We start from the raw sequence: 23,592 nt of genomic DNA, 5'->3' as shown, positions 1-23,592 counted from the left end.
AACCGCATGGACAGGTTAGAAAGCATGGCCACGGTCAACGGCATCCGGATGCACTTCGTCAAAGCCGGCGAGGGGCCGCCGCTGTTCCTCCTCCACGGCTGGCCGCAGACGTCGCACTGCTGGCACCGGGTCGTCGGGCCGCTCGCCGAGACGCACACCGTCATCACCCCCGACCTGCGCGGCTACGGCCGCACCGACAAGCCCCGCACCGGCTACGACAAGCGCACGATGGCCGCCGACATCGCCGCCCTCGCCGAGCACCTCGGGTACCCGAAGGTCGCCGTCGCCGGGCACGACCGCGGTGGCCGCGTCGCCCACCGCTGGGCCCTCGACCGCCCGGACCAGGTCGAACGCGTCGCCGTCCTCGACATCGCTCCCACCCGCGCGATGTGGCAGCGCCTCGACACCGGCGTCGCGCAGGCCTACTGGCACTGGCTCTTCCACCTCCAGCCCGATCTTCCGGAACTGCTCGCCGGCCAGAACATCGCCGCCTACCTCGGTTACTTCTACGAACGCTGGACCTACCAGCGCCACAGCCTCGACCCCGAGGCCGTCGCCGAGTACGTCCGCGCCTTCTCCCAGCCCGGCGCCCTCCGCGCCGGTTTCGACGACTACCGCGCCTCCTTCCCGGACGACGCCGAGCTCGACGACGCCGACTTCGCCGCCGGAAAGCGCGTCACCCAGCCACTTCTCGCTCTCTGGGGCGCGAACGGCCTGCTCGGCACCCTGCCGACACTGGAGATCTGGCAGGAGTACGCGAACGACGTCACGGGCGCGGCCCTGGCCGAATGCGGCCACTTCCTGCCCGAGGAGCAGCCGGACGAAGTCGTCTCCCACCTGCGGAAGTTCCTTGACCCCTGAGACCCCCGGGGGCTCCGGTCCCCCGCGCTGGGGACCGGAGTTCCCTCCCCGCCGTGACGCCCGCCACGGTCCGCCGTCGCTAGGTTCGGACCACGATGGGGACCAAATCGAAAGCCGCGCTGCTGATGCTGCTGGCCGTGCTGGGAATCGCACTGGGCGGCGGGACCGCGCACGCCGACGGCGCGCCGTCCGGCACCGACGTCCAGGTGGCGCAGACTCTCGGCGCGCGTGAGCTGACCGTGATCATCCGCCGGGTCGACGTCACGCCGTCACCGCTGCGGGTCGACGTCGTGACGCACCAGGGCACCGCGCCCGGGACGCTGCACCTGGCCGTCGCCGCGGACGGCGTCGTCACGTCAAGGGGTGACGTCGTCCTCGGCGCCGAACCGGGCGTGTACCCGGGAAATCTCCAAGTCGACAAGCCGGGGCCGTGGGAGCTGTCGCTGAACGACGGCGGCGGAACCACCGCGACCATCCCGTTCATCGTCCCCGCGCGGGTGGTGCCGCCGTGGGAGAAGGCGACTTACGGCGGGTTCGTCGCCGCGGGCGTGCTCCTGTTGCTCGCGCTCGTGGTCGGCATGCGGGCGAGACGAACCGCCTTCGCGCTGATCCCGGCCGGCGGCGTGGTCGCCGCGCTCGCCGTCGCCGTCACCGGCGCCCTGCTGTCGGCGAACACTCCCCCGCCGCCCGCGCCCGGCAGCCAGCTCGACCCGACGTACGACAACGTCACCGACCCGTACGCCAACGCGCAGTTGTCCACAATGGACTACACGCGGCCGCCGGTGAACCTCGCGGCGCGCGCGGAGCCCGGTGGCCTGCGGCTGAGCCTCACCGACGGCGCCACCGGCCGCCCGGTCGACGACCTGCTCGTCCACGACAACGCGCTCGTGCACCTGGTGCTGGTGTCGCCGTCCGGCCGGCTGAGCCACCTGCACCCGGTGCGGGTCGCCCCCGGCGACTACCGCGTCGCCGTCGCCGATCCGGAGGCGGGCACGTACGCCGTCGCCGCGGAGCTCGTCCGGCGCGGCGGCGGGACGCAGCTCCTCCGGTCCACTGTGGACCTGGCCGGCACCGCCGTGCCCGCGCCCGAGCCGGCCGGCGCCGGACCGCGGACGGTCGACGGCACCCCGGTCGACCTCACGATCACCCCAGGCACGCCGACGACCGTCACCGCGCACTTCAAGACCCAGGACCTCCAGCCGTGGCTGGGGATGCTCGGCCACCTGATCATCGCGGGCCCGATCGACGGGCCGGTCGGCGAGAGCGCCGCGAAGGCACCGACCTGGGCGCACGTCCACGCGATGATCCCGCCCGTCGCGGGCCAGGTCGACCGCCCCGACGAGACCGTCGCCGCGTACGGGCCGGACGTCGGCTTCACCTACACCTTCGCCGCGCCCGGCCGGTACCGGATCTGGCTGCAGGCCGAACGCGGCTACCGCGTGCTCACCATCCCCGCCGTGGTCGACGTCCCGACGACAGGAGCCGGACGATGAAACGCCCCAAGGTGCTGATCGCGGTCGTCGCGCTGGTGGTCGTGGCCGGTGTCGCCTGGCTGCTCTGGCCGGCCGGCGACGCCAAGGCCACGACGCAGCAAGCGGTTTCCGGGCCCTACACGGTCCAGTTCTCCGCCGACCCACCGCGCATCGGCGGCAACACGTTCGCGGTGGCCGTCACCGGACCCGCGCCCGACAGCGTGTCGGTCGAGCCGGTCATGGCGCAGATGGGGCACGCGTTCGCGCCGGTGCTCGCCGTGCCGGACGGTTCCGGCCGGTTCCGCGCCACCGGCGTCGGGCTGCCGATGTCCGGGCAGTGGGAGATCACGGTGTCCCTGCACGGGCCCGGCGGGCCCGCCCAAGTCGTTTTTCCGTTGCTCGTCAAGTAGAAAGGGTCGGGGGAATGGATCTCACCGCATCCGGGGTCAGGACGACCGCGGTCGCGAAACCGGCGCGAACGGGCTTGCTGCCCGCGAACGTCGTGCTCGGGGGGTCACTGCTGTCACTGGTCGGGCTGACCTGGGACATCCAGTGGCACAGCGACGTCGGGCCGGACACGTTCTTCACGCTGCCGCACCTGTTCCTGTACGCGGGCAGCGCGGTCGTCGGCCTGGCGAGCCTCGCCGTCGTGCTGCTGACGACGGCGGCGCGCCGCGCGGGCCGCGAAGTCGACCCGCGGATCGGCGGGCGCGTCGTCAACGTGTTCGGCAAGACGTTCGCGGCGCCGCTGGGCTACCTCGTTTCGGGGGTCGGCGCGGCGACGTTCCTGCTGTACGGCCTGTGGGACCAGTGGTGGCACGGGCTCTACGGCTTCGACGCGGTCATCGACTCGCCGCCGCACATCGGGTTGCTGCTGTCGATCACGGTGTCGCTGATCGGCACGACCGCGGTGTTCGCCGCGGCGCGGGAGCACCGGTGGGGCCGGCTCGGCACGCTGGCTTCGCTGACCGTGCTGCTAACGTTCGGGCCGGTGCTGGCGCTCGGGCTGCAGCAGGTACCCGACGACTACGCCGACGCCGTCGCGATCGGCTGCTCGATGATGGCGGTGCTGCTCGTCACGGTCGGCGCCGGGTTCCTGCGCCGGCCGGGCGGCGCGGTCGGCACCGCGGCGATGGTCGCGGCCGTGCAGGCGGTCTTCTGGTGGTTCTCGCCGTGGGCGGCCCAGGCCTACGCGGACCTCGTCGGCCTGCCGATGCGCGACGCGATCTCCGGGGTGCCGGAAATGCCGTCGCTGACGCCGATGGCGTTGCTGCCGGTGGCCGCGCTGATGGAGCTGGCCTACCTCGCCGGCCGTCGCCGGGGGTGGTCCGCGGGCCGCGTGTCCGTGGTCGCGGGCGGGATCGCCGGGCTGCTGATCGGGCTGAGCCTGCCGGTCCAGCGCTTCCTGCTCTACACCGGCGCGCACCTGCCGCCGGCCTGGTACCTGGCGACGACGGCCGTGTTCAGCGGCCTGCTCGGGCTGCTCGGCGGGTTCGCCGGGTGGCGGTTCGGCGGGATGCTCTGTCTGCTGGCGCCCGCGAAGAAGGGGGAAACCGCTGATGCGTAAGACACTTCTGGCCTTAGCCGCCGTCGCCGGGCTGCTGTTCGCCACCGCGGCACCGGCGAACGCCTACGAGCCGGTCAACATCGTGCACACCGAGCACGTCCAGGCCGGGCCGTACGGGATGACGATCGGGTTCAGCACCTGGCCGCTGAAAGCCATGCAGTCGCTGGACTTCACGTTCATCCCCGACGGCGGGATCGAGGACAAGTCCGGCACGCTCACGATGATCAACCCGGAGGGCGGGAAGAACCGCACGCAGCCGCTGGTCCGGCACCCGCGCAAGCTCGACGTGTGGGGGCTCGACGTCCGCTCGATGCCGCGGCCGGGGGAATGGACGTTCCGCTTCACGGTCAACGGTCCGGCCGGGTCCGGCACCGGCGACCTGCGCGCTCTGCCGGTGCTCGAACAACCGGGGCCACCGATGGGCTTGAGCTGGGCGATCAGCACGCTGCCGTTGATCGGGCTCGTCGTGCTGGTCGTGCTGGCCTGGCGGCGGACCCGGGGCCGGCTGCGCGGGGGTGAGCTTCCGGCAATCGGGTGAGATTGCCCTCACAATCGGCGTCCACGCGTATCCGCGCCGTCGCGAAGGCCTCCTTCTCCAGAGAACGGGAAGGGGGCCTTCGCCATCTTTTATCGGACGCAACTGTGCACCGGCGGGTGATCACGATCACCGCCGCGGGGGACGGATCAAGCGGGCAGGTCGAACTGCCCGGCTTTCACGGCGACCAGGAACGCTTCCCATTCGGCGCTGTCGAAAACGAAGACCGGGCTGGTCGCGAGCTTCGTGTCGCGGACACCGATCAGGCCTTCGCGGCCGAGGTTGACCTCGACGCAGCTCCCACCGTTGGGCTCGCTGGCGAACGACTTCTCCCAGGCAGCCTCTTGGAACAGGGACACGGCCGTGTTCGGATCGTAATCCGCGAACGACGGATAATCCGCCATGGGTCGTACCTCCGAGCATCGATGGGGGGCGCGGCCGGGACCAGGTCAAAAGTACCCGCGTCCGGCTACTCAGTGTCTCAATGGAGTACGCCGCACGGCCAAGCGGGTGATCAACTAGGTCCGGCCTCGACATGAAGATTATTCCAGGAGTAGGATTAATCGCATCGGCCGGGGCGCTGGTGTCGGTGAATGACTGCCTGCATGCGGCGGGCGGTCCCCGACCGCGGACCACTGGCTGACGACCGGCCAACCACCACCGCAGGACCTCATGGGGGAGGACAGCGTGATCGTCGAGGACAGTGCGCCACCGGGCGTTCTGATCGTGGGCAGGCTCGCCAGGGGAACCGCCGGTGAGGCCCGCCGGGTCGTCCACGTCTTCGGGCTGGACGTCGCCGGGAGTACGAGCGAGCTGGTCCGAACCAAGTGCGGGGAAGCGCTTTCCCGCGCCCAAGTGGAGTGGCTGGCCCCCGGGGCCGGCATGCCGTGTGAACCCTGTCTCGGACTGACCGGCGGCGAACGCGCCAGGTCACCGCGACGAGAGCTGGGGGTGTAGACGATGGCCGTCCGGCTGAACTCGCTCTTCCGCCGCGAGGAAGAAGAGCACCGCGGCCGCCGCGGGATCGGCGACGAGCTGAGGAACCGCTTCGGCTTCAGCCTGATCCAGGCGCCGCTGCGCAAGACGACGACGTGGGCCGCCGACCAGGACCTGCCGCTGCAGCGCCACTCCGACGGGTTCCGGACCACCCGCCCGCTGGAGGCCGCGATCGACCTGACCCCGCTCCTGCGCGGGCGAATCGGTTCCCGCGTCTGAACTGCTGTCCCACCACGAGAAGAGCCCCGGTCCAGCGCGGACCGGGGCTCTCGCTGTCTCCGGCTACGGTTTCCGCAGCAGCAGCCGGCCCTGACGGAAGGGGCGTTCCCCTTCGACGGGCTCGCGGTACATCCGCCCCACCTCGGCGAGCCCCGCGGCCGCCGCGATGTCCACCAGTTCGCCGAGGGGCCACCGGTACGCCGTCGTCACCTTGTGGTCGAACTCCGAAACCGGGCCGTCCCCGGCCTCGAAGAACCCCAACAGAACGTGACCACCCGACGCCAACGTCCGGGTGAATTCGGCGAAGTACCCCGCTACCTCCGACGGCGGCGCGTGGATCACCGAATACCACGACAGGATCCCGGCGAGCGACTCGTCGGGCAGGTCCAGCGCCGCCATGGAACCCACCTCGAACCGCAGCTCCGGCTGCGCGGCCCGCGCCAGTGAAACCATCTCCGGCGACACGTCGACGCCGAACGCGTCGAGCCCGAGCGAACGCAGGTGCGCCGTCAGGTGGCCGGGCCCGCAGCCGAGGTCGGCGACCGGGCCGCGGCCGCGCGCGAAGTCCGCGAACGCGGCCCACGCGGCCCGGTCCAGCGGGTCGCCGTCCCAGATCCCGCGGACGAACTCCGCGTACCGGACGGCGACCGCGTCGTAGGCCGCTGTCACGGTTTGCGGCCGAGGCCGCAGATGTGGCCGACGAACGACGGGTCGTTCGCCATCTTCTTCGTGGCGCGGGATTCGATCTCCTCCGGGTGCCACTCCGGCAGGTAGACGATGCCCGGCTCGACGAGCTCCAGGCCCTCGAAGAACGTCGTGAACTCCGCCTTGCTGCGCAGGTGCAGCGGGGTGCTCGACCGCTGGTACTGCGCCACGATCGACTCGCGGCTTTCGGCGTCGGCCATCGCGTCGAGGCCTTCGGTGGTCAGGTGCGAGGACAGGAAGTACGAGCCGGCGGGCAGCAGCGACAGGTACTTCTGGATGGTCTGGGCCACCGGCTCGTCCGGGCCGAGGAAGTACAGGACGCCGACCATGATCAGGCCGATCGGCCGGTTCGTGTCGAGGACACCGGTCTCGAGCGCCCGCTTCCAGATGTCGGCCGGGTCGCGCAGGTCGCCCTGCAGCACGGCGTGCCGGTCCGCGACGCCCTCCTTCTCCAGCAGGACCTGCGAGTGCGCCACCGCGACCGGCTCGTTGTCGACGTACACGCACCGCGCGTTCGGGTTCACCTCCGCCGCGACCTCGTGGACGTTCCCGACCGTCGGCACGCCCGATCCCAGGTCGAGGAACTGGTCGATGCCGTTGCGCGCCAGGTACCGGACGCCCCGGCCGAGGAAGTCGCGGCCGACACGGGCGACCGTCTTGATCATCGGGAACGTCTTGACCGCCTGCTCGCCGAACTGGCGGTCGATGGCCCAGTTGGCGTCGCCGCCGAGGAACCAGTCGTAGATGCGGGCCGCGTTCGGCCGCTCGAGGTCGACGCCTTCGGGGGCTTCGGGGTCCTGCGTGGTCATGCGCTTCCTCCAGGCTTGCGGCCGACACCGCCGACCACGCTCGCGAGGGGGACCGGGGCGGTGCCGGGCTCGGGGCGCCACTCTCCCACAGGCACGATCCCGGGGTCGACGACCTCGAAGTTACCGAAGAACGAGGCGATCTCGTCGAGCGACCGGGACACCGCCGGCGAGCTCGACCGTTCGGACAGCTGCACGAGCCGCCGGATCTGCGCCAGCTCGTCACCTTCGACACCGGACTCGGTCGCGTGCGAGAGGACGTACGCCGATCCCGGCGCCAGCAGCGTCCGGTAGTCGCGGATCGCTTCGCGGACACCGGTGACGTCCGGCAGGAAGTGCAGCACGGCCACGCTGAGCAGGCCGATCGGCCGCTCGGGGTCGAGCACGCCGGTGGCGAGCGCGGCCTCCCAGACCTCCTCGGCGTCCCGGAGATCGGCGTGCAGCACGGCGTGCCGCTCGGGATCACCCTCCTCTTCGAGCAGGATCCGGCCGTGCGCGACGGCCACCGGCTCGTTGTCGACGTAGACGCAGCGGCTGTCTTCGGCGTACTCGTCGGCCACCTCGTGGACGTTGCCGGCGGTGGGGATGCCGGACCCGAGGTCGAGGAACTGCGTGATGCCTTCGGTGACGCAGTGGCGCACGGCCCGGCCGAGGAAGTCGCGGTTGCCGCGCGCCAGGGTCTTCGCCAGCGGGAACGCTTTCACGGCCAGCTCGCCGTACTGCCGGTCGACCGCCCAGTTCGCGGTGCCGCCGAGCGCCCAGTCGTAGATCCTCGCCACGTTCGGCCGGTCGAGGTCGACGGCGTCGGGGAGGAAGTCGGGGTCCACGATGTCCCCTTCGGGCGGCACTTCCGGTGGCTTAGGGCACAACAGAGCCACTCTACCGACAGTTGTTCACCACTCGGGACCCCTGAGGCCGCCGTTCGCCCTATTGGAGCTGCTGCATCTGGCCGCGGTAACCCTCCGCGAGCTCCTTCAGGAACTGCCGGGTCTCCTGCCGCTCCAGCGCCGCTCCCCGCAGCCGGTCCCACGAGTCGACGAAGATGTTGAAGTCCTTGACGTCGTCGAGGTACAGGCCGCCGGCGGAGTGCTCGATGTAGACGAAGTCCCGGGTGCGGTCCGGGAAGCGCATGATCGTGAAGTCGTTGGGCACCGCGGCCAGCCGCGCCCCGAACGGCAGCACGTGGACGTAGACCCGCGGGTGCCGTTCGAGCGAGAGCAGGTGCTCGACCTGGTCGAGCATCACCGCGGGCGCGTACCCGCCGGGAGCCCGGCGCAGCGCGCCCTCGCTGATGATGAACCGGTAGTAGGGCGGCTGCTGCTGCTCGAACACCGCCTTGCGGTCGAGCCGGTTGCGCACCAGGGACGTCACGTCCGTCGCGCCGGCTTCGGTGAACTGCTTGAGCATGTAGTGCTCGGACTGCAGCGGACCCGGGATGCGCTCGCCGTGCCAGGTGAGGATCTCCGCGGCCGCGGGCTCCAGGTCGGTGAAGGTGCGGAACCAGTGCGGCACCACCGAGCGGTAGCCGGACCAGTGGCCGCGCTGCCCGGCGGCCGCGCGCGCCAGGTTCATCAGCGTGTCGGCTTCTTCGCCGTTGATCCCGAATGCGTTCAGCATGGATCGCACATCCCCGAGTTTCACCCCGACGGCACCGGACTCGATCTTGTTGACCTTGCCCTGGGTGCAGCCGAGGACCTCGGCGACCTGCTGCTGTGTCATCCGCGCCGCGGTGCGGGCATGCCGGAGCTCGTTCCCGAGCTGCTTCCGGCGCGAGGTGACGGTGCTGGCCATCGCCCTGCTCTCCCGGACCACTACAAGTGACGGCGGCCACCGGCCGCCGTCACACACGAACTACCGAACCCACCCAGGTTAGTGCTTCACCTTGCGGATCTCGATGATGACATCGCGCAGCGTTCCAGGAAACGCCGCAGAATGCCAGTCACCTGCGCTATCACTCGCCTGGACCAGTGAAATTCCGAATTATTCGGCCAACCGGCGGAGCCCGGTCTCGGGCAGACTGGGCCGGTGACCGATCGCTCGCCCTCCGCCGCCGCCGTCACCCGCCTGGCCGACCGGGTCCACGGGTACGTCCAGCCGGACGGCTCCTGGTACATCAACAACTGCGGGTTCGTCGACGCCGGCGACCACACCGTGCTGATCGACACGTGCTCGACCGAGCGCCGCACGCGCGCGCTGCTCGAGACGGTCGAAGCCGCCACCGGCAGCCCGGTGACGACGCTGGTGAACACCCACCACCACGGCGACCACACCAACGGCAACTACCTCGTCGGGGCCGCGACGATCATCGGGCACCGCAAGACGCGCGAGCTGATGGTCGCCGAGGGCATCCAGACGTTCGAGGGGATCTTCGTCGGCAGCGACTGGGGCGAGCTGCGGTCGCGGCCGCCGGAGGTCGTGTTCGACGACCGGCTGACCGTGCACGCCGGCGACGTCACCCTCGAGCTGATCCACCCCGGCCACGCGGCCCACACGACCAACGACGTCCTGGTCTGGCTGGCGGAGCAGCGCGTCCTCTACGCCGGCGACCTGGTGTTCAACGGCGGCAGCCCGTTCGCGCTGATGGGCTCGGTGGCCGGGTGGCGCAAGGGCCTCGACGTCATCCGGGAACTCGAACCGGAAGTGATCTTGCCTGGTCACGGCGGCCCGTGCGACCTCTCGGTGGTGGACACAGTGGACGCGTACCTGAGGTTCGTCCAGGAGACAGCGGAGCGCGGGAAGGCCGCCGGGCTGTCGCCGCTGGAGGTCGCGAAGGAGACCGACCTGGGCGAGTTCGCGTCGCTGAGCGAGCAGGAGCGGCTGCCGGGGAACCTGCACCGCGCGTACGCCGAGCTGGACGGCGCCGAGTGGGGCGCGCAGATCGACCTGGTCGCGGCGATCACCGACATGCTCGCGATCAACCGCGGCCCGATCCGCTGCTTCTCCTGAACTGAGTGAGCTGCTCCTCCGTGCCCTCCCTTGAGGCGTCGATCGGACTACTGTCTGAATCGAGAGAGTCTTCGGAAGGATGCGGATGAGCAAGAAGGCGAGCATCGGGGTCACCGGCCTGGCGGTCATGGGCCGCAACCTGGCCCGCAACCTGGCGCGGCACGGCCACACGGTGGCCCTGCACAACCGGTCCGAGGAGCGGACCCGCGCGCTGGTGGAGCAGTTCGGCGACGAAGGCGACTTCATCCCGGCGTACTCGGCGCAGGACTTCGTCAACGCGCTGGAGCGGCCCCGGCAGGTCGTGATCATGGTCAAGGCGGGCGGCCCGACCGACGCCGTCATCGACGAGTTCGCGCCGCTGCTCGAAGAGGGCGACGTGATCATCGACGCCGGCAACGCGCACTTCGCCGACACGCGCCGCCGCGAGAAGGCGCTGCGCGAGCGCGGGCTGCACTTCGTCGGCAGCGGCGTCTCCGGCGGCGAGGAAGGCGCACTGCACGGGCCTAGCATAATGCCCGGCGGTTCGAAGGAGTCGTACGAGTCGCTCGGCCCGCTGTTCGAGGACATCTCGGCGAAGGTCGACGGCGAGCCGTGCTGCACGCACATCGGCGCGGACGGCGCCGGCCACTTCGTCAAGATGGTGCACAACGGCATCGAGTACGCCGACATGCAGCTGATCGCGGAGTCGTTCGACCTGCTGCGCGGCGCGGGCGGCTACTCCCCCGCCGAGATCGCCGACGTGTTCCGCACTTGGAACACCGGCCGGCTGGACTCCTACCTGATCGAGATCACCGCCGAGGTGCTGGCCCACGTCGACAAGTCGACGGGCAAGCCGTTCGTCGACGTCGTCGAGGACGCCGCCGAGCAGAAGGGCACCGGCCGCTGGACCGTGCAGATCGGCCTCGACCTGGGCGTCCCGATCTCGGGCATCGCCGAAGCCGTCTTCGCGCGTTCGCTGTCCGGGTCGAAGTCGCTGCGCGCGGCCGCCCGTGGCCTCGGCGGTCCTTCGCGGGCGCCGCTGACGGGTTCCTCGTTGGAGCGCTTCGCCGACGACGTCGAGCAGGCGCTGTACGCGTCGAAGGTCGTCGCGTACGCGCAGGGCTTCAACCAGATCCAGGCCGGCGCGACGGAGTACGGCTGGGACATCGACCTCGGCAAGGTCGCCTCGATCTGGCGCGGCGGCTGCATCATCCGCGCGAAGTTCCTCAACGACATCACCTCGGCCTACGCCGAGGAGCCGGGCCTGCCGACGCTGCTCACCTCGGGCGGCTTCCGCAAGGCCGTCGAAGACGCGCAGGACTCGTGGCGTTCGGTGATCTCGACGGCGGTCCAGCTCGGCATCCCGACGCCGGGCTTCTCGACGGCGCTGGCGTACTACGACGGCCTCCGCGCGGACCGGCTGCCGGCGGCGCTGGTCCAGGGTCAGCGTGACTTCTTCGGGGCCCACACGTACCGCCGCGTGGACCGCGAAGGCTCGTTCCACACGGCTTGGGCCGCCGACGGCCGCCCGGAGTCCGAAGCCTGAGCCGATGCTGCTCTGATCGGGAAAACCCCCTGGTACATCCCGATCAGAGCAGCGTCACCAGCACCAACGCGAGGAGCGCGGCCGCCAGGAGCAGTCTCACTGCCCCCGTGCGGCGAGGAGTTCCGCCAGCACCTCCACGATCTTCGCCTCGGCCTTGTCCTTCTTGACGCCGAGGCCGTCGAGCACCTCGAAGCCGACGCCTTCGCCCTGTTCCAGCAGCGCCAGCAGCAGGTGCTCGGTGCCGATGTAGTTGTGCCCGAGCCGCAGGCCTTCGCGCATGGTCAGCTCAAGGGTCTTCTTCGCGGCGGCAGAAAAGGGAACCACGTTCGGCACCGGGTCGATCGGCTCGGGTAGCCGCGCTTCGGCGGCTTCGCGAACGGCGTCCAGCGACACGCCCTGGGCCAGGATCGCTCCGGCCGCCAGCGCGGCGGGCTCGGTGAGCAGGCCCAGCACGATGTGCACGGTTTCGATCTCCGGGCTGGCGTGCGCGACGGCGGCCTTCTGGGCCTCGACGATCACGTGCCGGGCCCGGTCGGTGTAGCGGCCGTAGACGCGCTCGATGGCGCCGCTCGGGTCGCCGCCGGGATCGACCTTCGGCACGAACCGCTTCTGGGCGGCCTGTTTCGTGACGCCCATGCTCTGGCCGATCTCGGTCCAGGACGCCCCGGACCGGCGGGCCTGGTCGACGAAGTGGCCGATCAGGTGGTCGGCCACTTCGCCGAGGTGCTGGCCCACGTAGACCGCGTCGGTCAGCTGGGCGAGGGCGTCCTGGTCGTGGTTGCTCTTGATCGCGCTGATGAGGTCGTCGAGCTTGATGGTGGTCGGTGGGGTCATGCCGTCAACTTTAGGTTGACGATCTCCCGTCGTCAACCGCGAGTTGACGCCGCCTTCAGATGTTCCTTCAGGTTGAACTCGCTCGCCCGCAGGTCCGCGTACCGCGGGTGCGGGTCGGCCGTGAACAGGCGGCGCGCGGCGATGTGGTCCGCGGGCCGGTTCACCGACTCGACCGCGATGAGGACGTCGTCGCGGAAGGACAGCACCGAGAACTTGCCCGTGTCCTGATCGCCCGCCACGACCGTCTTGTCGGCGCCCGAAAGGATCCCGGCGATCTGCAGTTTCGCGCCGGACTGGTCGGTCCAGAACCACGGCAGGCTCGCGTACGGCTCGGGCGTGCCGGTGATCGCCGCGGCCACGCACCGGGCCTGGTCGACGGCGTTCTGGACGGACTCGAGCCGGGTCGCGGCACCCGCCTGCACGCACGGGAAGTTGGCGCAGTCGCCGATCGCGAAGATCTTTTCGTCGGTCGTGCGCAGGTGCGCGTCGACGACCACGCCGTTGTCGACGGGGAGTCCGGCCTCCGCGGCGAGCGTCGTCTCCGGGACGACGCCGACGGCGACGACGACCAGGTCGGCGGGCAGCCGGCGGCCGTCGGACAGCTCGACCTCGCGCACCCGGTCGTCGCCGTGGAGCGCCGAGACACCCTGGCCGAGCAGCACCGTGTGCCCGGCTTCCCGGTGCAGCGCGGCGAAGTACGCGGAGATCTCCGGCGTCGCGACGCGGTTGAGGAGCCGGTCCTGCGCCTCGACGATCGTCACCGGGCGCCCGGCGTGCGAAGCGAACTCGAGCCCGATGAAGCCGCCGCCGACCACGACGACGTCCCGGGCCTCCACGAGGGACGCACGCAGCCGGTCGGCGTCGTCGCGGGTGCGCAGGGTCAGCACGCCCGGCAGGTCCGCGCCGGGGACGGGCAGCGTCCGGTTGCGCGAGCCGGTGGCCAGGACGAGGTGGTCGTACGCCAGCTCGGTGCCCTCCTCGAGACGCACCTTTGCGGCTTCGCGGTCGATCTCCGCGACGCGGCCGGCGAGCAGCTCGATGTCCTTCTCGGCGAAGAAGTCTTCACCGCGCAGGTGCAGTTGTTCGAGCCCCGCGGTCCCGGCCAGATAGGCCTTCGACAGCGGCGGCCGCTGGTACGGCACGCCCGGCTCGTCCCCGACCAGCACGACCCGGCCGTCGAAGCCCCGATCCCGCAGCGACGCGACGGCCTGAAACCCGCTCTGACCCGCCCCGACGACGAGGACGGTGTTCTGTGCACCCATGCCCGCCATCCGATCACAAGAGGCTCAAGCCGTCGAGGAACCACCGCTCGACCGCAGGACGCGCGGTGCCCCCAGCACGCGCGAAATCCCCCGCGCCGCGGCCCGGACCGCCGGGACCAGCGTCCGCGGGTCCGTCCCTTCGGCGGGGACGACCACCGAGATCGCCGCGACGACCTCGTCCGTCGAGTCGCGGACCGGCGCGGCCACCGACAGGGAGATCAGCTCGATCTGGCCGTCGCTGATCGCGTAACCGTCGCGACGGACGTCGGCGAGGACCCGCCGCAGCTGCGAAGCCGAGCCGATCGTCTTCTCGGTGAAGGTTTTCAGCGGCGCGGACAGGACTCCCTCTTGGACCTCGGCCGGGGAGTGCGCGAGCAGCACCTGGCCGACGCCGGTCGCGTGGGCGGGCAGCCGTCCGCCGACGCGCGTCAGGACGTTGACCGCGCCGCGGCCCGAGATGCGCTCGACGTAGACGACCTCCGCCCCGTCGAGCACCGCGAGCTGCACGTTCTGGTGCGTGGCCTCGTAAAGGTCCTCCAGGAACGGCATCGCGCTCTCCCGCAGTTCGGCACCGTGCGGAGCGAGCGAAGCGACTTCCCACAGCCACAGCCCGACGCGGTAGACGCCCGCTTCGTCGCGCACGAGCGCACCGCGCCGGGTCAGCTCGCCGGCCAGCCGGTGCGTGGTCGACAGCGGTAGCCCGACGCGGCGGCTCAGCTCGGACAGCGTCAGCCGCGGCCGCTCGGCCGTGAAGGCGCCCAGCAGATCAAGGACACGATCCACGACCGACGGCGGCCGCCGCGCGCTGTGTCGCATGGGATCAGTCTTCGCACCTCGAGGTGGCCCCGCAACCCGCGGCTGAACCGCCCGAAGCCGCGGAGCGTGGGGGCGGTGCGTCTCACCCGAGGCGTGAAACGAGGGGGAACCCGGTGAAGCTCTGGGCCAAACTGGGTGCCGCCGTCGCGGCGGCGCTGAGCGCGACCGCGATCGCCGCGCCGGTGGCTTCGGCCGCGGCCAACCCGTACTCCCCCGAAGGGGCCTGCGCCAACGACTTCGGTGGCACGTGCGCCAACTGCGTCGCCACCATCAAGTCGGTCGACGTCGGCACGGAGACGTACGTCGATGCCGGAATTCTGCCGAAGGGCGGGACGTGGCACGACGACGGTCAGTTCCAGTACTACGCGGCCGTCAAGATCTCGGCGAACTACCAGTGCGTCCAGTACGACGGCTCCATCGCGCGCGGTACGGCCATGGGCTCCGGCGGGCGCTACACCTGGGGAAACTGCACCTGACCGCACGCGCCGCCCCGGGACGCACCCGGGGCGGCACCCGCGTCAGAGGTCGTCGTCCGGCAGCAACGGGCGCATGAACGACCGCCGGTACCGGACCACGCACCCGCTTTCCTCGCGGATCTTGTCGGCCTCGATGAACTCCGGGTCGACGCCGAACAGCGTCCGGTAGCGCTCGTACGCGGCGAAGCTCTCGAAGCTGAACAGCGCCCGGGCTTCGTCGCTCGCGCCCTCCGACGGCAGGAAGTAGCCGTGGTGGATCCCGCCTTCGCGCTGCACCAGCCGCATCCACGCGGCGGCGAAGCGTTCGAAGTCGGGGAGCTTCGCGGGATCGATGACGTAGTCGACGACGCAGGTGATCATCAGTGGCCGCCCCAGACGCGGTCGGCCGTCGCCACGATCAGCTCCAGCTTGCGCAGCTGGTCGTCCGGGGTGAGGTCGTTGCCCTCCTCGGTCGAGGAGAACCCGCACTGCGGCGAAAGGCAAAGCTGGTCGATGTCGACGTACTGCGACGCCTCCTCGATCCGCCGCACCAGGACGTCGGGATCCTCCAGCTCGGGCCGTTTCGTCGTGACCAGGCCGAGGACGACTTTCTTGTCCTTCGGCACGAACCGCAGCGGCTCGAAGCCGCCGGAACGTTCGTCGTCGAACTCCAGGAAGAACCCGTCGACGGCCAGCTCGCCGAACAGTGCCTCCGCGACGAACTCGTAGCTCCCGGACGCGACCCACGACGACCGGAAGTTGCCGCGGCACAGGTGGGTCGTCACGGTGAGGTCGTCGGGCCGGCCGGCCAGCGCCGCGTTCATCGTCGCGATGTTGCGCACGTGCTGGGTGTCCGGGTCGCCGCCCATCCGCGCGACGAGCTCCCGCTGCGCCGGGTCGTTGAGGTACGCCAGGCTCGTGTCGTCCAGCTGCAGGTACCGGCAGCCCAGCCCGTGCATCGCGGAAACCTGCGCCGCGTACGCCGCGCTCAGGTCGGCGAAGAACTCCTCGAGGTCCGGGTAGACGGTCTCGCTGACCGCCGCCCGGCCGCCGCGGTAGTAGACCATGCTCGGCGACGGGATGGTCAGCTTCGGCGTCACGCCGGGGTCCACATGGGACTTCAGGAACTCGAAGTGCGAGGCGAAGATCGGCTCGTCGAGCCGCACCTTGCCGTCGACCTGCAGGCCCGGCGGGCTGAACTCGAGGTCGCCCGCCAGGTTGTGGAACTTGACGTGCAGCCGCTCGTCGCTCTTCGAGATGCCGCCGAGCGCGTAGATGAAGTCCATGTGCCACGACGCGCGCCGGAACTCGCCGTCGGTCGCCGAGCTGAGCCCGGCCACCCGTTGCATCTTGATGACGTCGCGGATCGCGTCGTCCTCGACCGCGCGGAGCTGCTCCGCGTTGATCTCACCGCTTTCACGCCGCCGCCGCGCGTCGCGCAGCACCGGGGGCCGCAGGAGGCTCCCGACGTGATCGGCGCGAAACGGCGGGCCCACCTGGGAAATACCACCCGAAGTCATGCACCGATGGTCACACATTCGCGGCCGTCGCGCCGCCCCCTGAAACAAGATCATGACCCCGGGGACTTGCTACGGTCACGCGCGGGGCGTTGGCTGGGCGCCGGGAAGGGGCTTGATCATGACGGAACCCGCGGTGCACCCGGTCGACCAGGGCCTGCCGGCCGGACGGCTCGCCCTGCTCGGCCTCCAGCACATGTCGATCATGTACGCGGGCGCGGTCGCCGTGCCGCTGATCGTCGGCAGCGCGTTGAAGCTGGACACGGCGACGATCGGGCTGCTGGTCAACGCCGACCTGCTCGTCGCGGGCATCGCGACGCTGATCCAGGCGATCGGCATCGGGAAGCTCCTCGGCATCCGGCTCCCGGTGGTCGCGGGTGCGACGTTCAGCGTCGTCAACCCGATGATCCTGATCGCCTCGCAGTACGGCCTGACCGCGGTCTACGGCGCGATGCTGGCGTCCGGCGTCTTCGGGCTGATCATCGCGAAGCCGTTCGCGAAGCTGATCCGCTTCTTCCCGCCGCTGGTCACCGGGACGCTGCTGCTCGTCATCGGCGTCTCGCTGCTCGGCCCGGGCGCGGGGCTGATCGCGGGCAACGACCCCACCGCGTCCGATTACGCGGCCCTGTCGCACATCCTGCTCGCGTTCGGCGTGCTCGCGCTGCTGATCCTGTTCACGCGGGTGCTGCGCGGGTTCGCCAACCAGATCGGGCCGCTGCTGGCGCTGGCGATCGGGCTGGTGATCGCCATCCCGATGGGACTGGTGCACTGGGACGGCGTCGGCGCGGCGAGCTGGTTCGGGCTCGCGTCGCCGTTCCACTTCGGGGCACCGACGTTCCCGGTCGCCGCGGTCCTGTCGATGTGCGTCGTCATGCTCGTGACGTTCACCGAGTCGACCGCCGACATGATCGCCGTCGGCGAGATCACCGGGCGCCCGCCGACCGACTCCGACCTCGCGCGCGGCCTGGCCACCGACGGATTCTCGGCCGTGCTCGGCGGCGTGCTGAACTCCTTCCCCGACACGGCGTTCGCGCAGAACGTCGGCCTGGTGCGGATGACCGGCGTGCGCAGCCGCTGGGTGGTCGCGGTGACCGGCGGGATCCTGGTGCTGATGGGCCTGGTGCCGAAGATCGGCGCGTTCATCGCGGCGATCCCGCAGCCGGTGGTCGGCGGGGTCGCGGTCGTCATGTTCGCGATGGTCGCCGCGGTCGGCGCGCAGAACCTCAAGAAGGTGGAGTTTTCCGGCAACCACAACACTTTCATCGTCGCGGTCGCCCTCGGCGTCGGCTTGCTGCCGGCGTTCGCGCCGAAGATCTTCCAGCACTTCCCGCCCTGGCTGCAGACGATCGGCGGCAGCTCGATCACGGTGGCGGCGGTGCTGGCGTTCGCGCTGAACCTCCTGTTCAACCACCTCGGCCGGCGCGCGGAGCCGGATCTGCTGGAAGCGCCGTGAGCAGCCGTCCGACGAGCCGGGCCGCGGTGCCCGGCTCGACCGGGCGCCGGAACAGCACCCGCAGGTAGAGCGGGGCCAGGACGAAGTCCAGCACCTCGTCGACCGTCGGCACGGGTTCGCCGCGCGCCGCGGCCCTGTCGAGCGCGTTCTGCAGGTCATCCCCGCGGGCCCTGAGGTACTCCACCGGTTCCTCGTCCGGAGCCATGGTCGCGACGAGCGCGCGGAGCAGGATCTGGCCGCGGCGGTCGCGCATCGAGCGTTCGACGCCCTCGGCCCAGCCGAGCAGGTCGTCGCGCAGGGAACCCGTGTCCGGGATCGGCGACTTCGCCCGCAGGCGCGTCACGGCGGCGTCCAGCAGCAGGTGGTCGCGGCTGCCCCAGCGCCGGTAGATGCTCGTCGGGTTCACGCCCGCGCGCTCGGCGATCTTCGGGATCGCGGCGTCGATCTCCCCGGCGGCAAGCAGCTCGACGACAGCTTCGTGCACCGCGTCGCGGACGCGGGCGCTGCGGCCACCGGGGCGGGTCATGACTCCACCTTAAAGCAATGACACTTGCTTTTGCAGTCCACCCGTGGCTAGCCTTAAGTCAAATCAGATTGCTTTAAGGAGTGCCGAGATGGCCCGGAAGATGACCAAGGACGAACGCGAAGCGTTCCTCGCCCGGCCGCAGGTCGGCGTGCTCAGCGTGGCGGCCGAGGCCGGACGGGCGCCGCTGACCACGCCGATCTGGTACCGCTACGAGCCGGGTGGTGACGTCGTCGTGATGACCTCGCCCGGCTCGCGCAAGTCCCGGCTGATCGAGGCGGCCGGCCGCTTCGCGCTGTGCGTCCAGCAGCAGGACGGCGTCTACAAGTACGCCTCGGTCGAAGGCCCGGTGGTGGAGTCGTGGCCGATGACGAAGGCGCAGCGGCACGAGATGGCCGCGCGCTACCTGCCCCCGGGCGTCAGCGAGGCGTACACCGACGCGACCGACGACACCCACGGGAGCAACATCGCGATCGTGATGCGCCCGGAGCGGTGGAACACGTCGGACTTCAGCGACCTCGCGGAGAAGCTGTCCTGATCACCAGCAGATGATCAGGATGCACGTCGGCCTCGGGGCCGGCGTCGTGCTCGGCGGGTGCTGAGCGGCCGGCGGGGTCGTGGTCGAGGTGACCGAGCTGCTCGGGCCACCGCTGGTCGGCGTGGTGGTCGGCGTCGTCGAGCCCGTGCTGCTCTCGGTGGTCGGGTCCGTGCCCGGCACCTCGGTGACGGTCTCACGCGGGACGCCGACACCCGGGACGACGTCGCCGCCGCCGGTGCCGCCCTCCGGGCGCGAGTCCGTGGCCTGACCGGCGCCGCCCAGGCCGGTGGTGCGCTGGGGGAACGGGATGACCTGGATCTGGTCGACCGGGGACGCGTTCTCGGTGCCCTTGCCGCCGAGGCCGACCAGCACCGCCGCGGCGCCGCAGCCGATGACGACGGCGAGCATCACCGCCAGCACGCGCCAGCGCGACTGGCCCGGTGCCGAACGGTCGCCCCAGCCCTCGCGCACGAGCAGCTCGCCGACCGATATCTCGTCGTTCACCCCGGCAGACCCTCCCGAAAGGCCTCTCGGCCGACATATTGACCGTATTTTTACCGCACAAGCCCCCCAAAAGGGTGAGTTTTTGGCAAAAATTCGTCACGTAACGTTGGGATTGACGGTGGGTGACATTCCACAGCGGATTCACAGCTGCGGTTCGGGAGACTCCCAGCATGACGGGCGAAGCTCGAACCATGCTGCTGAAAGCCGATCGGCCGGTCCCCCGGATCGCCGTTCCGCGTCGCAGCCTGACGGCGTTCGCCAAGGCCGTCCCCACTCCGAAGGTGACCCCCTTCACGTTCGGTTACCTCGTTCTCCTGCTCGGCACGACGCTGCTGCTCAAGTTCGCCGACCCGGAGCTGGCGAACCGGCTGCTCCAGCTGTCCAGCACCGACGCCCACAACCTGTGGCGGCGGCCGCTGACCTCGCTGCTGACCAGCGCGATCTGGCTGTCCGACGAAGGCTGGCTCGCCTACGTCGTGATCTTCACGATCGCCGTCGCCCCGCTGGAACGCCGCTTCGGCGCCCGCCGCGCGGCGACCGTGTTCTTCTCCGGCCACGTGCTGGCCACGCTCGTCACCGAGCTGCCGGTGATGGCCCTGATCAGCGCCCGCGTCCTGCCGAACTCGGCCGGGCATTGGCTCGACATCGGCGTCAGCTACGGCTTCTTCACCACCGCCGGCGCCCTCGTCTTCCTGCTGCGCGGCCGGTCCCGGCTCGTCGCGCTGGCCGTCATGGAGGCGTTCATCGCGGCGATCTGGCTGAGCGACGACCCGCTGGCCCTCGACTCGGTCGTCACGCTGCTCGGCCACGCGGTCGCGGCGCACTTCGGGCTGCTGTTCTGGGGACCGCGGCTGCGTGGCGCAGCCGCAGGCCGGACCCGGATTCCGGCGGGTAGGCAGGGGCCGGAGTCGGTGGTGTAATCGACCGAGCCACACGCCGACTGCCGGGGGGACGACGCTCATGCAGGCAGGCTCCCTCGCCGCACTGGTCGAGCTGAGTCCGGACGCGATCTGCGTCCACGAGCACGGCGTCCTGACCTACGCCAACCGCGCGGCCCTCGAGACGTTCGCCGCGCGGTCCGCGGCCGAGGTCGTCGGCCGCCGGTTCACCGACTTCGTCGCGGAGGACTCGCGCGCCGCGGTGGTCGGGAAGCTCGCGCTGCTGACCGAGCCCGGCCAGGCGAGCGAGCCGGTCGAAGCCCTGATGTCCCGGCTGGACGGCAGCAAGTTCGCCGTCGAAACGGTGTCGGTGCACCTCGGCGGGCACGCCTACCAGGTCGTCATGCGGGACATCACGGCGAAGAAGGCGGCCGCGGACGCCCTCCGCTACCAGGCCGCGCTCGTGTCGCACGTCAGCGACGCGCTGATCGCGACCACCGGCGAAGGCGTCGTGACCAGCTGGAACCCGGCCGCCGAAGCCGTGTACGGCTGGACCGCGGCCGAAGCCGTCGGACGGCGGGCGAGCGAGCTGGTCGGCGCGCCGCTCGACCTGTGCGGCGGCGGGGTCACCGAAGCGCTGCACCGGCGACGGGACGGCGCTCCCCTGACGGTCCGCGTTTCGGCAGCTGAGATGAACGACGGGTACGTGCTCGTCTGCGCGGACGAAACCGCGCGGCGGCGGGCCGAGCAGAACTACCGCACGGTCGTCGCGTCCCTCGACGAAGGCGTGCTGGTGATGGGCCCGGGCGGGCTCATCGAGGCGGCGAACCCGGCGGCGTGCCGGATCATCGGCGTCACCGAAGCCGAGCTGGTCGGCGTCCCGTGCCACACGCTCGTGCTGTTCACCGAGGCCGGGCACTGGATCCCGCCGGACGAGACGCCGTCGGTCCAGACGCGGCGGACCGGCGTCTCGCACAACGGCCTGGTCGTGCGGCTGCGCCGGCCCGACGGCCGCGACGTCTGGGTGTCGCTGACCTCGCGGCTGCTCAACCCCGACGACCCGGCGGCGCTGGCCGTCGTCACGTCGTTCACCGACATCACCGAGACCCGCGCGATCAGCGCACGGCTCGCCCACGACGCGACCCACGACCCGCTCACCCGCCTGGCCAACCGGACCCTGGTGCTCGACCGGCTCGACGGCACCGGGCGCGGCGCGCTCACCGTGCTGTTCCTCGACCTGGACAAGTTCAAGGTGATCAACGACTCGCTCGGGCACTCGGTCGGCGACCAGGTGCTGCGGATCGTCGGCGAGCGCCTGCGCCGCTGCTCCGGCCGGGACGACCTGGTCGGGCGGCTCGGCGGCGACGAGTTCGTCGTCGTCACCGGCGAGGTCACCGAACCCGCCGAGGTCCGGGCGCTGGCCGAGCACCTGCGGGCCGCGCTGGCCGAGCCGATCGGCGTGCTCGGCCGTCAGCTGCACCTCGACGCCAGCATCGGTGTCGTGCTCGTCGGCAGTGCCGACCGCCGCAGCGCCGAGGACCTGCTGCGCGACGCCGACGTCGCGATGTACCAGGCCAAGACGCTCGGCCGGGGCCGGCACCACTTCTTCGACGTCGGCCTGCGCGAGCGGATGCAGCGGCGGCTGCGGATGGAGCAGGACCTGCGCGACGCGGTGCACGACGGCCAGCTCTGGCCCGCGTACCAGCCGGTCGTCGACCTGAAGACCGGCGACATGGTCGCGGTCGAGGCGCTGCTGCGCTGGACCCACCCCCGCCACGGCGCGATCTCGCCCGTGGAGTTCATCCCGCTCGCCGAAGAGAGCGACCTGATCAACGTGATCGGCAAGGAGATGCTCCGCGCGACGACGCGCGAGCTGGCCGCGCGACGCCGTGACCAGGGTCTGGACCTCACGCTGAAGGTCAATCTTTCGACGCGCCAGCTCGACGACCCGCACCTGGTGCCCGCGGTGCAGGACGCGCTGGCCAACACCGGGCTGCCGGCCGGCGCGCTCTGCCTGGAGGTCACCGAAAGCGCGTTGATGCGCGACCAGGAAGCGGCTGCCGAAGTGCTGGCTTCCCTGCGCTCACTGGGTGTCCTGCTGGCGATCGACGACTTCGGCACCGGGTATTCGTCGCTCGCGCAGCTGCGCCGGCTGACGCTGGACACGCTCAAGATCGACCGTTCGTTCATCACCGGCATCGCCGAATCCCGCGACGCGGCGGCGATCGTCACGAGCATCATCGCGATGGCCCACGCCGTCGACCTGACGGTGATCGCCGAAGGCGTCGAGACCGCGGAGCAGGTGGACCTGCTGCGCTCGCTGGGCTGCGACCAGGCCCAGGGCTACCACCTCGGCCGCCCGGTCGCGGCGGCCGAGCTGTTCGGTCAGTAGCCGGTTTTCAGGCGCTCCAGCTCGTCCGGCGTCAGCTCGATGCCGAGGTCCTTGAGGGTGGCGTCGAGTTCGTCCGGCGCGATGACGGTGGTTTCGCTGCTGCCGTCGGGCTTTTCGACGGTCAGCTCGCGGCCCAGCAGCTTCCGGCTGACGCCCGGTTCGAGCGTCATGACCACCAACCGCCCGGTGAACGGCGACTTCGGGTGCGTCGAGGTGTAGTGGTGGTAGACCTCGAAGTCGATCGGGTGCATGCCGTCGAGCCGGAAGTCGAGCAGGTCCTCGTCGCCCTTCTTCAGCGTCCACCAGCCGTTCCGCTCGGTCAGCCGGTGCGGCCAGCCGGCCTGGTCGGTCTCCTGGCCGTCGACGAGCGGCATCGGGGCGAGGATCCCGGCCCCGAACCCGACGTCGGCGTGAAAGCGGTTGCCGTCGGCTTCGACGACGAGCGTCATGTGGGTGTACGGCCCCGGCCGCCGCGGCTGGACGCGCGCGGCGAGCCGGTGGACGGTGTAGCCGAGCTGCTCGAGGACGGCGGCGAAGAGGCCACTCTGCTCGTAGCAGTAGCCGCCCCGCCGCCGTCCGACGAGCTTCGCGCTCACGACGTCGAGAGAAATCCCTTGGTGCTGCCCGAGAACGACGTCGACGTTCTCGAACGGGATCGCCTGGACGTGCGCGCGCACGAGGTCCCCGAGCGCTTCTTCGGACGGCGGCCGTCGTCGTTGCCCGATCCTGGTCAGGTAGGCGTCCAGGTCGACGGCGTCGGAGCCCCACTCGCTGGTCATGGGGTCAGC

General features: G+C 70.8%; 27 protein-coding genes. 14 read left to right on the top strand and 13 right to left on the bottom strand.

All coding sequences use genetic code 11. The annotated features are described in order from the left end of the window. Window positions 1-6 precede the first annotated feature (6 nt). From AA23TX_RS43075 to AA23TX_RS43055, 5 genes are all read left to right on the top strand, one after another. Window positions 7-861: an alpha/beta fold hydrolase gene (locus AA23TX_RS43075; RefSeq protein ID WP_155548675.1), complete on the top strand. Its 855-nt coding sequence runs from the start codon at window positions 7-9 to the stop codon at window positions 859-861. Between the two features lie 95 nt (window positions 862-956). Next, window positions 957-2,354 (top strand): DUF8832 domain-containing protein, encoded by a 1,398-nt coding sequence (locus tag AA23TX_RS43070; RefSeq protein WP_196425850.1) that lies wholly within the window; start codon window positions 957-959, stop codon window positions 2,352-2,354. Next, window positions 2,351-2,743: a FixH family protein gene (locus tag AA23TX_RS43065; protein ID WP_155548674.1), complete on the top strand. Its 393-nt coding sequence runs from the start codon at window positions 2,351-2,353 to the stop codon at window positions 2,741-2,743. The genes AA23TX_RS43070 and AA23TX_RS43065 overlap by 4 nt, the downstream gene beginning before the upstream one ends. Before the next feature lie 14 nt (window positions 2,744-2,757). Further along, on the top strand, window positions 2,758-3,900 hold the full coding sequence (locus AA23TX_RS43060) for a hypothetical protein (RefSeq protein WP_155548673.1): 1,143 nt from the start codon (window positions 2,758-2,760) through the stop codon (window positions 3,898-3,900). Further along, a complete protein-coding gene (locus AA23TX_RS43055; RefSeq protein WP_155548672.1) occupies window positions 3,893-4,438 on the top strand; it encodes a hypothetical protein in 546 nt (181 codons plus the stop codon). Before AA23TX_RS43060 ends, AA23TX_RS43055 begins: the two co-directional genes overlap by 8 nt. 146 nt (window positions 4,439-4,584) lie before the next feature. Here AA23TX_RS43055 and AA23TX_RS43050 read toward each other — a convergent pair whose 3' ends face one another. After that, window positions 4,585-4,839 (bottom strand): DUF397 domain-containing protein, encoded by a 255-nt coding sequence (locus AA23TX_RS43050; RefSeq protein ID WP_155548671.1) that lies wholly within the window; start codon window positions 4,837-4,839, stop codon window positions 4,585-4,587. Between the two features lie 268 nt (window positions 4,840-5,107). On the opposite strand from AA23TX_RS43050, the gene AA23TX_RS43045 reads away from it, so the two are divergent. Continuing rightward, a complete protein-coding gene (locus AA23TX_RS43045; RefSeq protein WP_155548670.1) occupies window positions 5,108-5,392 on the top strand; it encodes a hypothetical protein in 285 nt (94 codons plus the stop codon). 3 nt (window positions 5,393-5,395) lie between these two features. Further along, entirely contained in the window at window positions 5,396-5,650 is a 255-nt protein-coding gene (locus AA23TX_RS43040; RefSeq protein ID WP_155548669.1) for a hypothetical protein, read from the top strand. A 63-nt stretch (window positions 5,651-5,713) separates the two neighbouring features. Here the strand turns inward: AA23TX_RS43040 and AA23TX_RS43035 are convergent, their stop codons facing one another. The 4 genes from AA23TX_RS43035 to AA23TX_RS43020 all read right to left on the bottom strand — a co-directional run bounded on the left by AA23TX_RS43035 (window position 5,714) and on the right by AA23TX_RS43020 (window position 8,952). Next, window positions 5,714-6,319 (bottom strand): class I SAM-dependent DNA methyltransferase, encoded by a 606-nt coding sequence (locus tag AA23TX_RS43035; protein WP_155548668.1) that lies wholly within the window; start codon window positions 6,317-6,319, stop codon window positions 5,714-5,716. Beyond that, entirely contained in the window at window positions 6,316-7,164 is an 849-nt protein-coding gene (locus AA23TX_RS43030) for an SAM-dependent methyltransferase (RefSeq protein ID WP_155548667.1), read from the bottom strand. Before AA23TX_RS43030 ends, AA23TX_RS43035 begins: the two co-directional genes overlap by 4 nt. Next, entirely contained in the window at window positions 7,161-7,988 is an 828-nt protein-coding gene (locus tag AA23TX_RS43025) for an SAM-dependent methyltransferase (RefSeq protein WP_155548666.1), read from the bottom strand. Before AA23TX_RS43025 ends, AA23TX_RS43030 begins: the two co-directional genes overlap by 4 nt. A gap of 100 nt (window positions 7,989-8,088) precedes the next feature. Next, complete coding sequence (locus tag AA23TX_RS43020) at window positions 8,089-8,952, bottom strand: helix-turn-helix domain-containing protein (protein ID WP_155548665.1); 864 nt, start codon at window positions 8,950-8,952, stop codon at window positions 8,089-8,091. 234 nt (window positions 8,953-9,186) lie between these two features. Here AA23TX_RS43020 and AA23TX_RS43015 point away from each other — a divergent pair, with 234 nt between their 5' ends. Then, window positions 9,187-10,107, top strand: coding sequence for an MBL fold metallo-hydrolase (locus tag AA23TX_RS43015; RefSeq protein WP_155548664.1), 921 nt, complete (start codon window positions 9,187-9,189; stop codon window positions 10,105-10,107). Between the two features lie 85 nt (window positions 10,108-10,192). Further along, window positions 10,193-11,632 carry an NADP-dependent phosphogluconate dehydrogenase gene (gene gnd, locus AA23TX_RS43010; protein WP_155548663.1) on the top strand — a complete coding sequence of 480 codons (1,440 nt, stop codon included), beginning with the start codon at window positions 10,193-10,195 and terminating at the stop codon, window positions 11,630-11,632. Between the two features lie 96 nt (window positions 11,633-11,728). Here the strand turns inward: gnd and AA23TX_RS43005 are convergent, their stop codons facing one another. The 3 genes from AA23TX_RS43005 to AA23TX_RS42995 are packed head-to-tail and all read right to left on the bottom strand — an operon-like array spanning window position 11,729 to window position 14,544. Continuing rightward, complete coding sequence (locus AA23TX_RS43005) at window positions 11,729-12,466, bottom strand: Clp protease N-terminal domain-containing protein (protein ID WP_155548662.1); 738 nt, start codon at window positions 12,464-12,466, stop codon at window positions 11,729-11,731. Window positions 12,467-12,498: 32 nt separating this feature from the next. Next, window positions 12,499-13,728 (bottom strand): NAD(P)/FAD-dependent oxidoreductase, encoded by a 1,230-nt coding sequence (locus tag AA23TX_RS43000; RefSeq protein ID WP_155548661.1) that lies wholly within the window; start codon window positions 13,726-13,728, stop codon window positions 12,499-12,501. Window positions 13,729-13,752: 24 nt separating this feature from the next. Continuing rightward, window positions 13,753-14,544, bottom strand: a complete 792-nt coding sequence (locus AA23TX_RS42995) for an IclR family transcriptional regulator (RefSeq protein WP_155548660.1) — start codon at window positions 14,542-14,544, stop codon at window positions 13,753-13,755. A 113-nt stretch (window positions 14,545-14,657) separates the two neighbouring features. Here AA23TX_RS42995 and AA23TX_RS42990 point away from each other — a divergent pair, with 113 nt between their 5' ends. Then, window positions 14,658-15,020, top strand: a complete 363-nt coding sequence (locus AA23TX_RS42990) for a hypothetical protein (RefSeq protein WP_155548659.1) — start codon at window positions 14,658-14,660, stop codon at window positions 15,018-15,020. A gap of 42 nt (window positions 15,021-15,062) precedes the next feature. Here the strand turns inward: AA23TX_RS42990 and AA23TX_RS42985 are convergent, their stop codons facing one another. Both AA23TX_RS42985 and AA23TX_RS42980 read right to left on the bottom strand, forming a co-directional pair. Continuing rightward, the gene (locus tag AA23TX_RS42985; RefSeq protein ID WP_155548658.1) at window positions 15,063-15,380 is read right to left on the bottom strand and encodes an NIPSNAP family protein; all 318 of its coding nucleotides are present in this window, start codon (window positions 15,378-15,380) and stop codon (window positions 15,063-15,065) included. Beyond that, window positions 15,380-16,519, bottom strand: a complete 1,140-nt coding sequence (locus AA23TX_RS42980) for a 5-methyltetrahydropteroyltriglutamate--homocysteine S-methyltransferase (RefSeq protein ID WP_230863064.1) — start codon at window positions 16,517-16,519, stop codon at window positions 15,380-15,382. The genes AA23TX_RS42985 and AA23TX_RS42980 overlap by 1 nt, the downstream gene beginning before the upstream one ends. 118 nt (window positions 16,520-16,637) lie before the next feature. On the opposite strand from AA23TX_RS42980, the gene AA23TX_RS42975 reads away from it, so the two are divergent. Beyond that, a complete protein-coding gene (locus AA23TX_RS42975) occupies window positions 16,638-17,969 on the top strand; it encodes a nucleobase:cation symporter-2 family protein (RefSeq protein ID WP_155548657.1) in 1,332 nt (443 codons plus the stop codon). On the opposite strand, the gene AA23TX_RS42970 is transcribed toward AA23TX_RS42975, so the two are convergent. Further along, on the bottom strand, window positions 17,920-18,495 hold the full coding sequence (locus AA23TX_RS42970) for a TetR/AcrR family transcriptional regulator (protein ID WP_155548656.1): 576 nt from the start codon (window positions 18,493-18,495) through the stop codon (window positions 17,920-17,922). The genes AA23TX_RS42975 and AA23TX_RS42970 overlap by 50 nt on opposite strands. Before the next feature lie 88 nt (window positions 18,496-18,583). On the opposite strand from AA23TX_RS42970, the gene AA23TX_RS42965 reads away from it, so the two are divergent. Continuing rightward, on the top strand, window positions 18,584-19,030 hold the full coding sequence (locus AA23TX_RS42965; protein WP_155548655.1) for a pyridoxamine 5'-phosphate oxidase family protein: 447 nt from the start codon (window positions 18,584-18,586) through the stop codon (window positions 19,028-19,030). Here the strand turns inward: AA23TX_RS42965 and AA23TX_RS42960 are convergent, their stop codons facing one another. Beyond that, window positions 19,031-19,534 carry a hypothetical protein gene (locus AA23TX_RS42960; RefSeq protein WP_155548654.1) on the bottom strand — a complete coding sequence of 168 codons (504 nt, stop codon included), beginning with the start codon at window positions 19,532-19,534 and terminating at the stop codon, window positions 19,031-19,033. 170 nt (window positions 19,535-19,704) lie between these two features. Between AA23TX_RS42960 and AA23TX_RS42955 the strand changes: the two genes are divergently transcribed. Then, window positions 19,705-20,454, top strand: a complete 750-nt coding sequence (locus tag AA23TX_RS42955; RefSeq protein WP_230863063.1) for a rhomboid-like protein — start codon at window positions 19,705-19,707, stop codon at window positions 20,452-20,454. A gap of 40 nt (window positions 20,455-20,494) precedes the next feature. Further along, window positions 20,495-22,804 (top strand): sensor domain-containing protein, encoded by a 2,310-nt coding sequence (locus tag AA23TX_RS42950; protein WP_155548653.1) that lies wholly within the window; start codon window positions 20,495-20,497, stop codon window positions 22,802-22,804. On the opposite strand, the gene AA23TX_RS42945 is transcribed toward AA23TX_RS42950, so the two are convergent. Continuing rightward, window positions 22,798-23,583, bottom strand: coding sequence for an arylamine N-acetyltransferase family protein (locus AA23TX_RS42945; RefSeq protein WP_155548652.1), 786 nt, complete (start codon window positions 23,581-23,583; stop codon window positions 22,798-22,800). The two genes, AA23TX_RS42950 and AA23TX_RS42945, sit on opposite strands and share 7 nt — an antisense overlap. Between the last annotated feature and the right edge of the window lie 9 nt (window positions 23,584-23,592).

Origin of the sequence: Amycolatopsis camponoti, assembly GCF_902497555.1 — a bacterium.
Taxonomy (GTDB): domain Bacteria; phylum Actinomycetota; class Actinomycetes; order Mycobacteriales; family Pseudonocardiaceae; genus Amycolatopsis; species Amycolatopsis camponoti.
The sequence above is the reverse complement of the archived record's forward strand: the minus strand, read 5'-3'. Positions and strand labels throughout refer to the sequence as shown.

What these genes read in the sequence shown, in the direction of transcription:
- AA23TX_RS43075 (WP_155548675.1), top strand. Translation starts at nt 7, where the DNA reads ATGGACAGGTTAGAAAGCATGGCCACGGTCAACGGCATCCGGATGCAC.
- AA23TX_RS43070 (WP_196425850.1), top strand. Translation starts at nt 957, where the DNA reads ATGGGGACCAAATCGAAAGCCGCGCTGCTGATGCTGCTGGCCGTGCTG.
- AA23TX_RS43065 (WP_155548674.1), top strand. Translation starts at nt 2,351, where the DNA reads ATGAAACGCCCCAAGGTGCTGATCGCGGTCGTCGCGCTGGTGGTCGTG.
- AA23TX_RS43060 (WP_155548673.1), top strand. Translation starts at nt 2,758, where the DNA reads ATGGATCTCACCGCATCCGGGGTCAGGACGACCGCGGTCGCGAAACCG.
- AA23TX_RS43055 (WP_155548672.1), top strand. Translation starts at nt 3,893, where the DNA reads ATGCGTAAGACACTTCTGGCCTTAGCCGCCGTCGCCGGGCTGCTGTTC.
- AA23TX_RS43050 (WP_155548671.1), bottom strand. Translation starts at nt 4,839, where the DNA reads ATGGCGGATTATCCGTCGTTCGCGGATTACGATCCGAACACGGCCGTG.
- AA23TX_RS43045 (WP_155548670.1), top strand. Translation starts at nt 5,108, where the DNA reads ATGGGGGAGGACAGCGTGATCGTCGAGGACAGTGCGCCACCGGGCGTT.
- AA23TX_RS43040 (WP_155548669.1), top strand. Translation starts at nt 5,396, where the DNA reads ATGGCCGTCCGGCTGAACTCGCTCTTCCGCCGCGAGGAAGAAGAGCAC.
- AA23TX_RS43030 (WP_155548667.1), bottom strand. Translation starts at nt 7,164, where the DNA reads ATGACCACGCAGGACCCCGAAGCCCCCGAAGGCGTCGACCTCGAGCGG.
- AA23TX_RS43020 (WP_155548665.1), bottom strand. Translation starts at nt 8,952, where the DNA reads ATGGCCAGCACCGTCACCTCGCGCCGGAAGCAGCTCGGGAACGAGCTC.
- gnd (WP_155548663.1), top strand. Translation starts at nt 10,193, where the DNA reads ATGAGCAAGAAGGCGAGCATCGGGGTCACCGGCCTGGCGGTCATGGGC.
- AA23TX_RS43005 (WP_155548662.1), bottom strand. Translation starts at nt 12,466, where the DNA reads ATGACCCCACCGACCACCATCAAGCTCGACGACCTCATCAGCGCGATC.
- AA23TX_RS43000 (WP_155548661.1), bottom strand. Translation starts at nt 13,728, where the DNA reads ATGGGTGCACAGAACACCGTCCTCGTCGTCGGGGCGGGTCAGAGCGGG.
- AA23TX_RS42995 (WP_155548660.1), bottom strand. Translation starts at nt 14,544, where the DNA reads ATGCGACACAGCGCGCGGCGGCCGCCGTCGGTCGTGGATCGTGTCCTT.
- AA23TX_RS42985 (WP_155548658.1), bottom strand. Translation starts at nt 15,380, where the DNA reads ATGATCACCTGCGTCGTCGACTACGTCATCGATCCCGCGAAGCTCCCC.
- AA23TX_RS42980 (WP_230863064.1), bottom strand. Translation starts at nt 16,519, where the DNA reads ATGACTTCGGGTGGTATTTCCCAGGTGGGCCCGCCGTTTCGCGCCGAT.
- AA23TX_RS42975 (WP_155548657.1), top strand. Translation starts at nt 16,638, where the DNA reads ATGACGGAACCCGCGGTGCACCCGGTCGACCAGGGCCTGCCGGCCGGA.
- AA23TX_RS42970 (WP_155548656.1), bottom strand. Translation starts at nt 18,495, where the DNA reads ATGACCCGCCCCGGTGGCCGCAGCGCCCGCGTCCGCGACGCGGTGCAC.
- AA23TX_RS42965 (WP_155548655.1), top strand. Translation starts at nt 18,584, where the DNA reads ATGGCCCGGAAGATGACCAAGGACGAACGCGAAGCGTTCCTCGCCCGG.
- AA23TX_RS42955 (WP_230863063.1), top strand. Translation starts at nt 19,705, where the DNA reads ATGACGGGCGAAGCTCGAACCATGCTGCTGAAAGCCGATCGGCCGGTC.
- AA23TX_RS42950 (WP_155548653.1), top strand. Translation starts at nt 20,495, where the DNA reads ATGCAGGCAGGCTCCCTCGCCGCACTGGTCGAGCTGAGTCCGGACGCG.
- AA23TX_RS42945 (WP_155548652.1), bottom strand. Translation starts at nt 23,583, where the DNA reads ATGACCAGCGAGTGGGGCTCCGACGCCGTCGACCTGGACGCCTACCTG.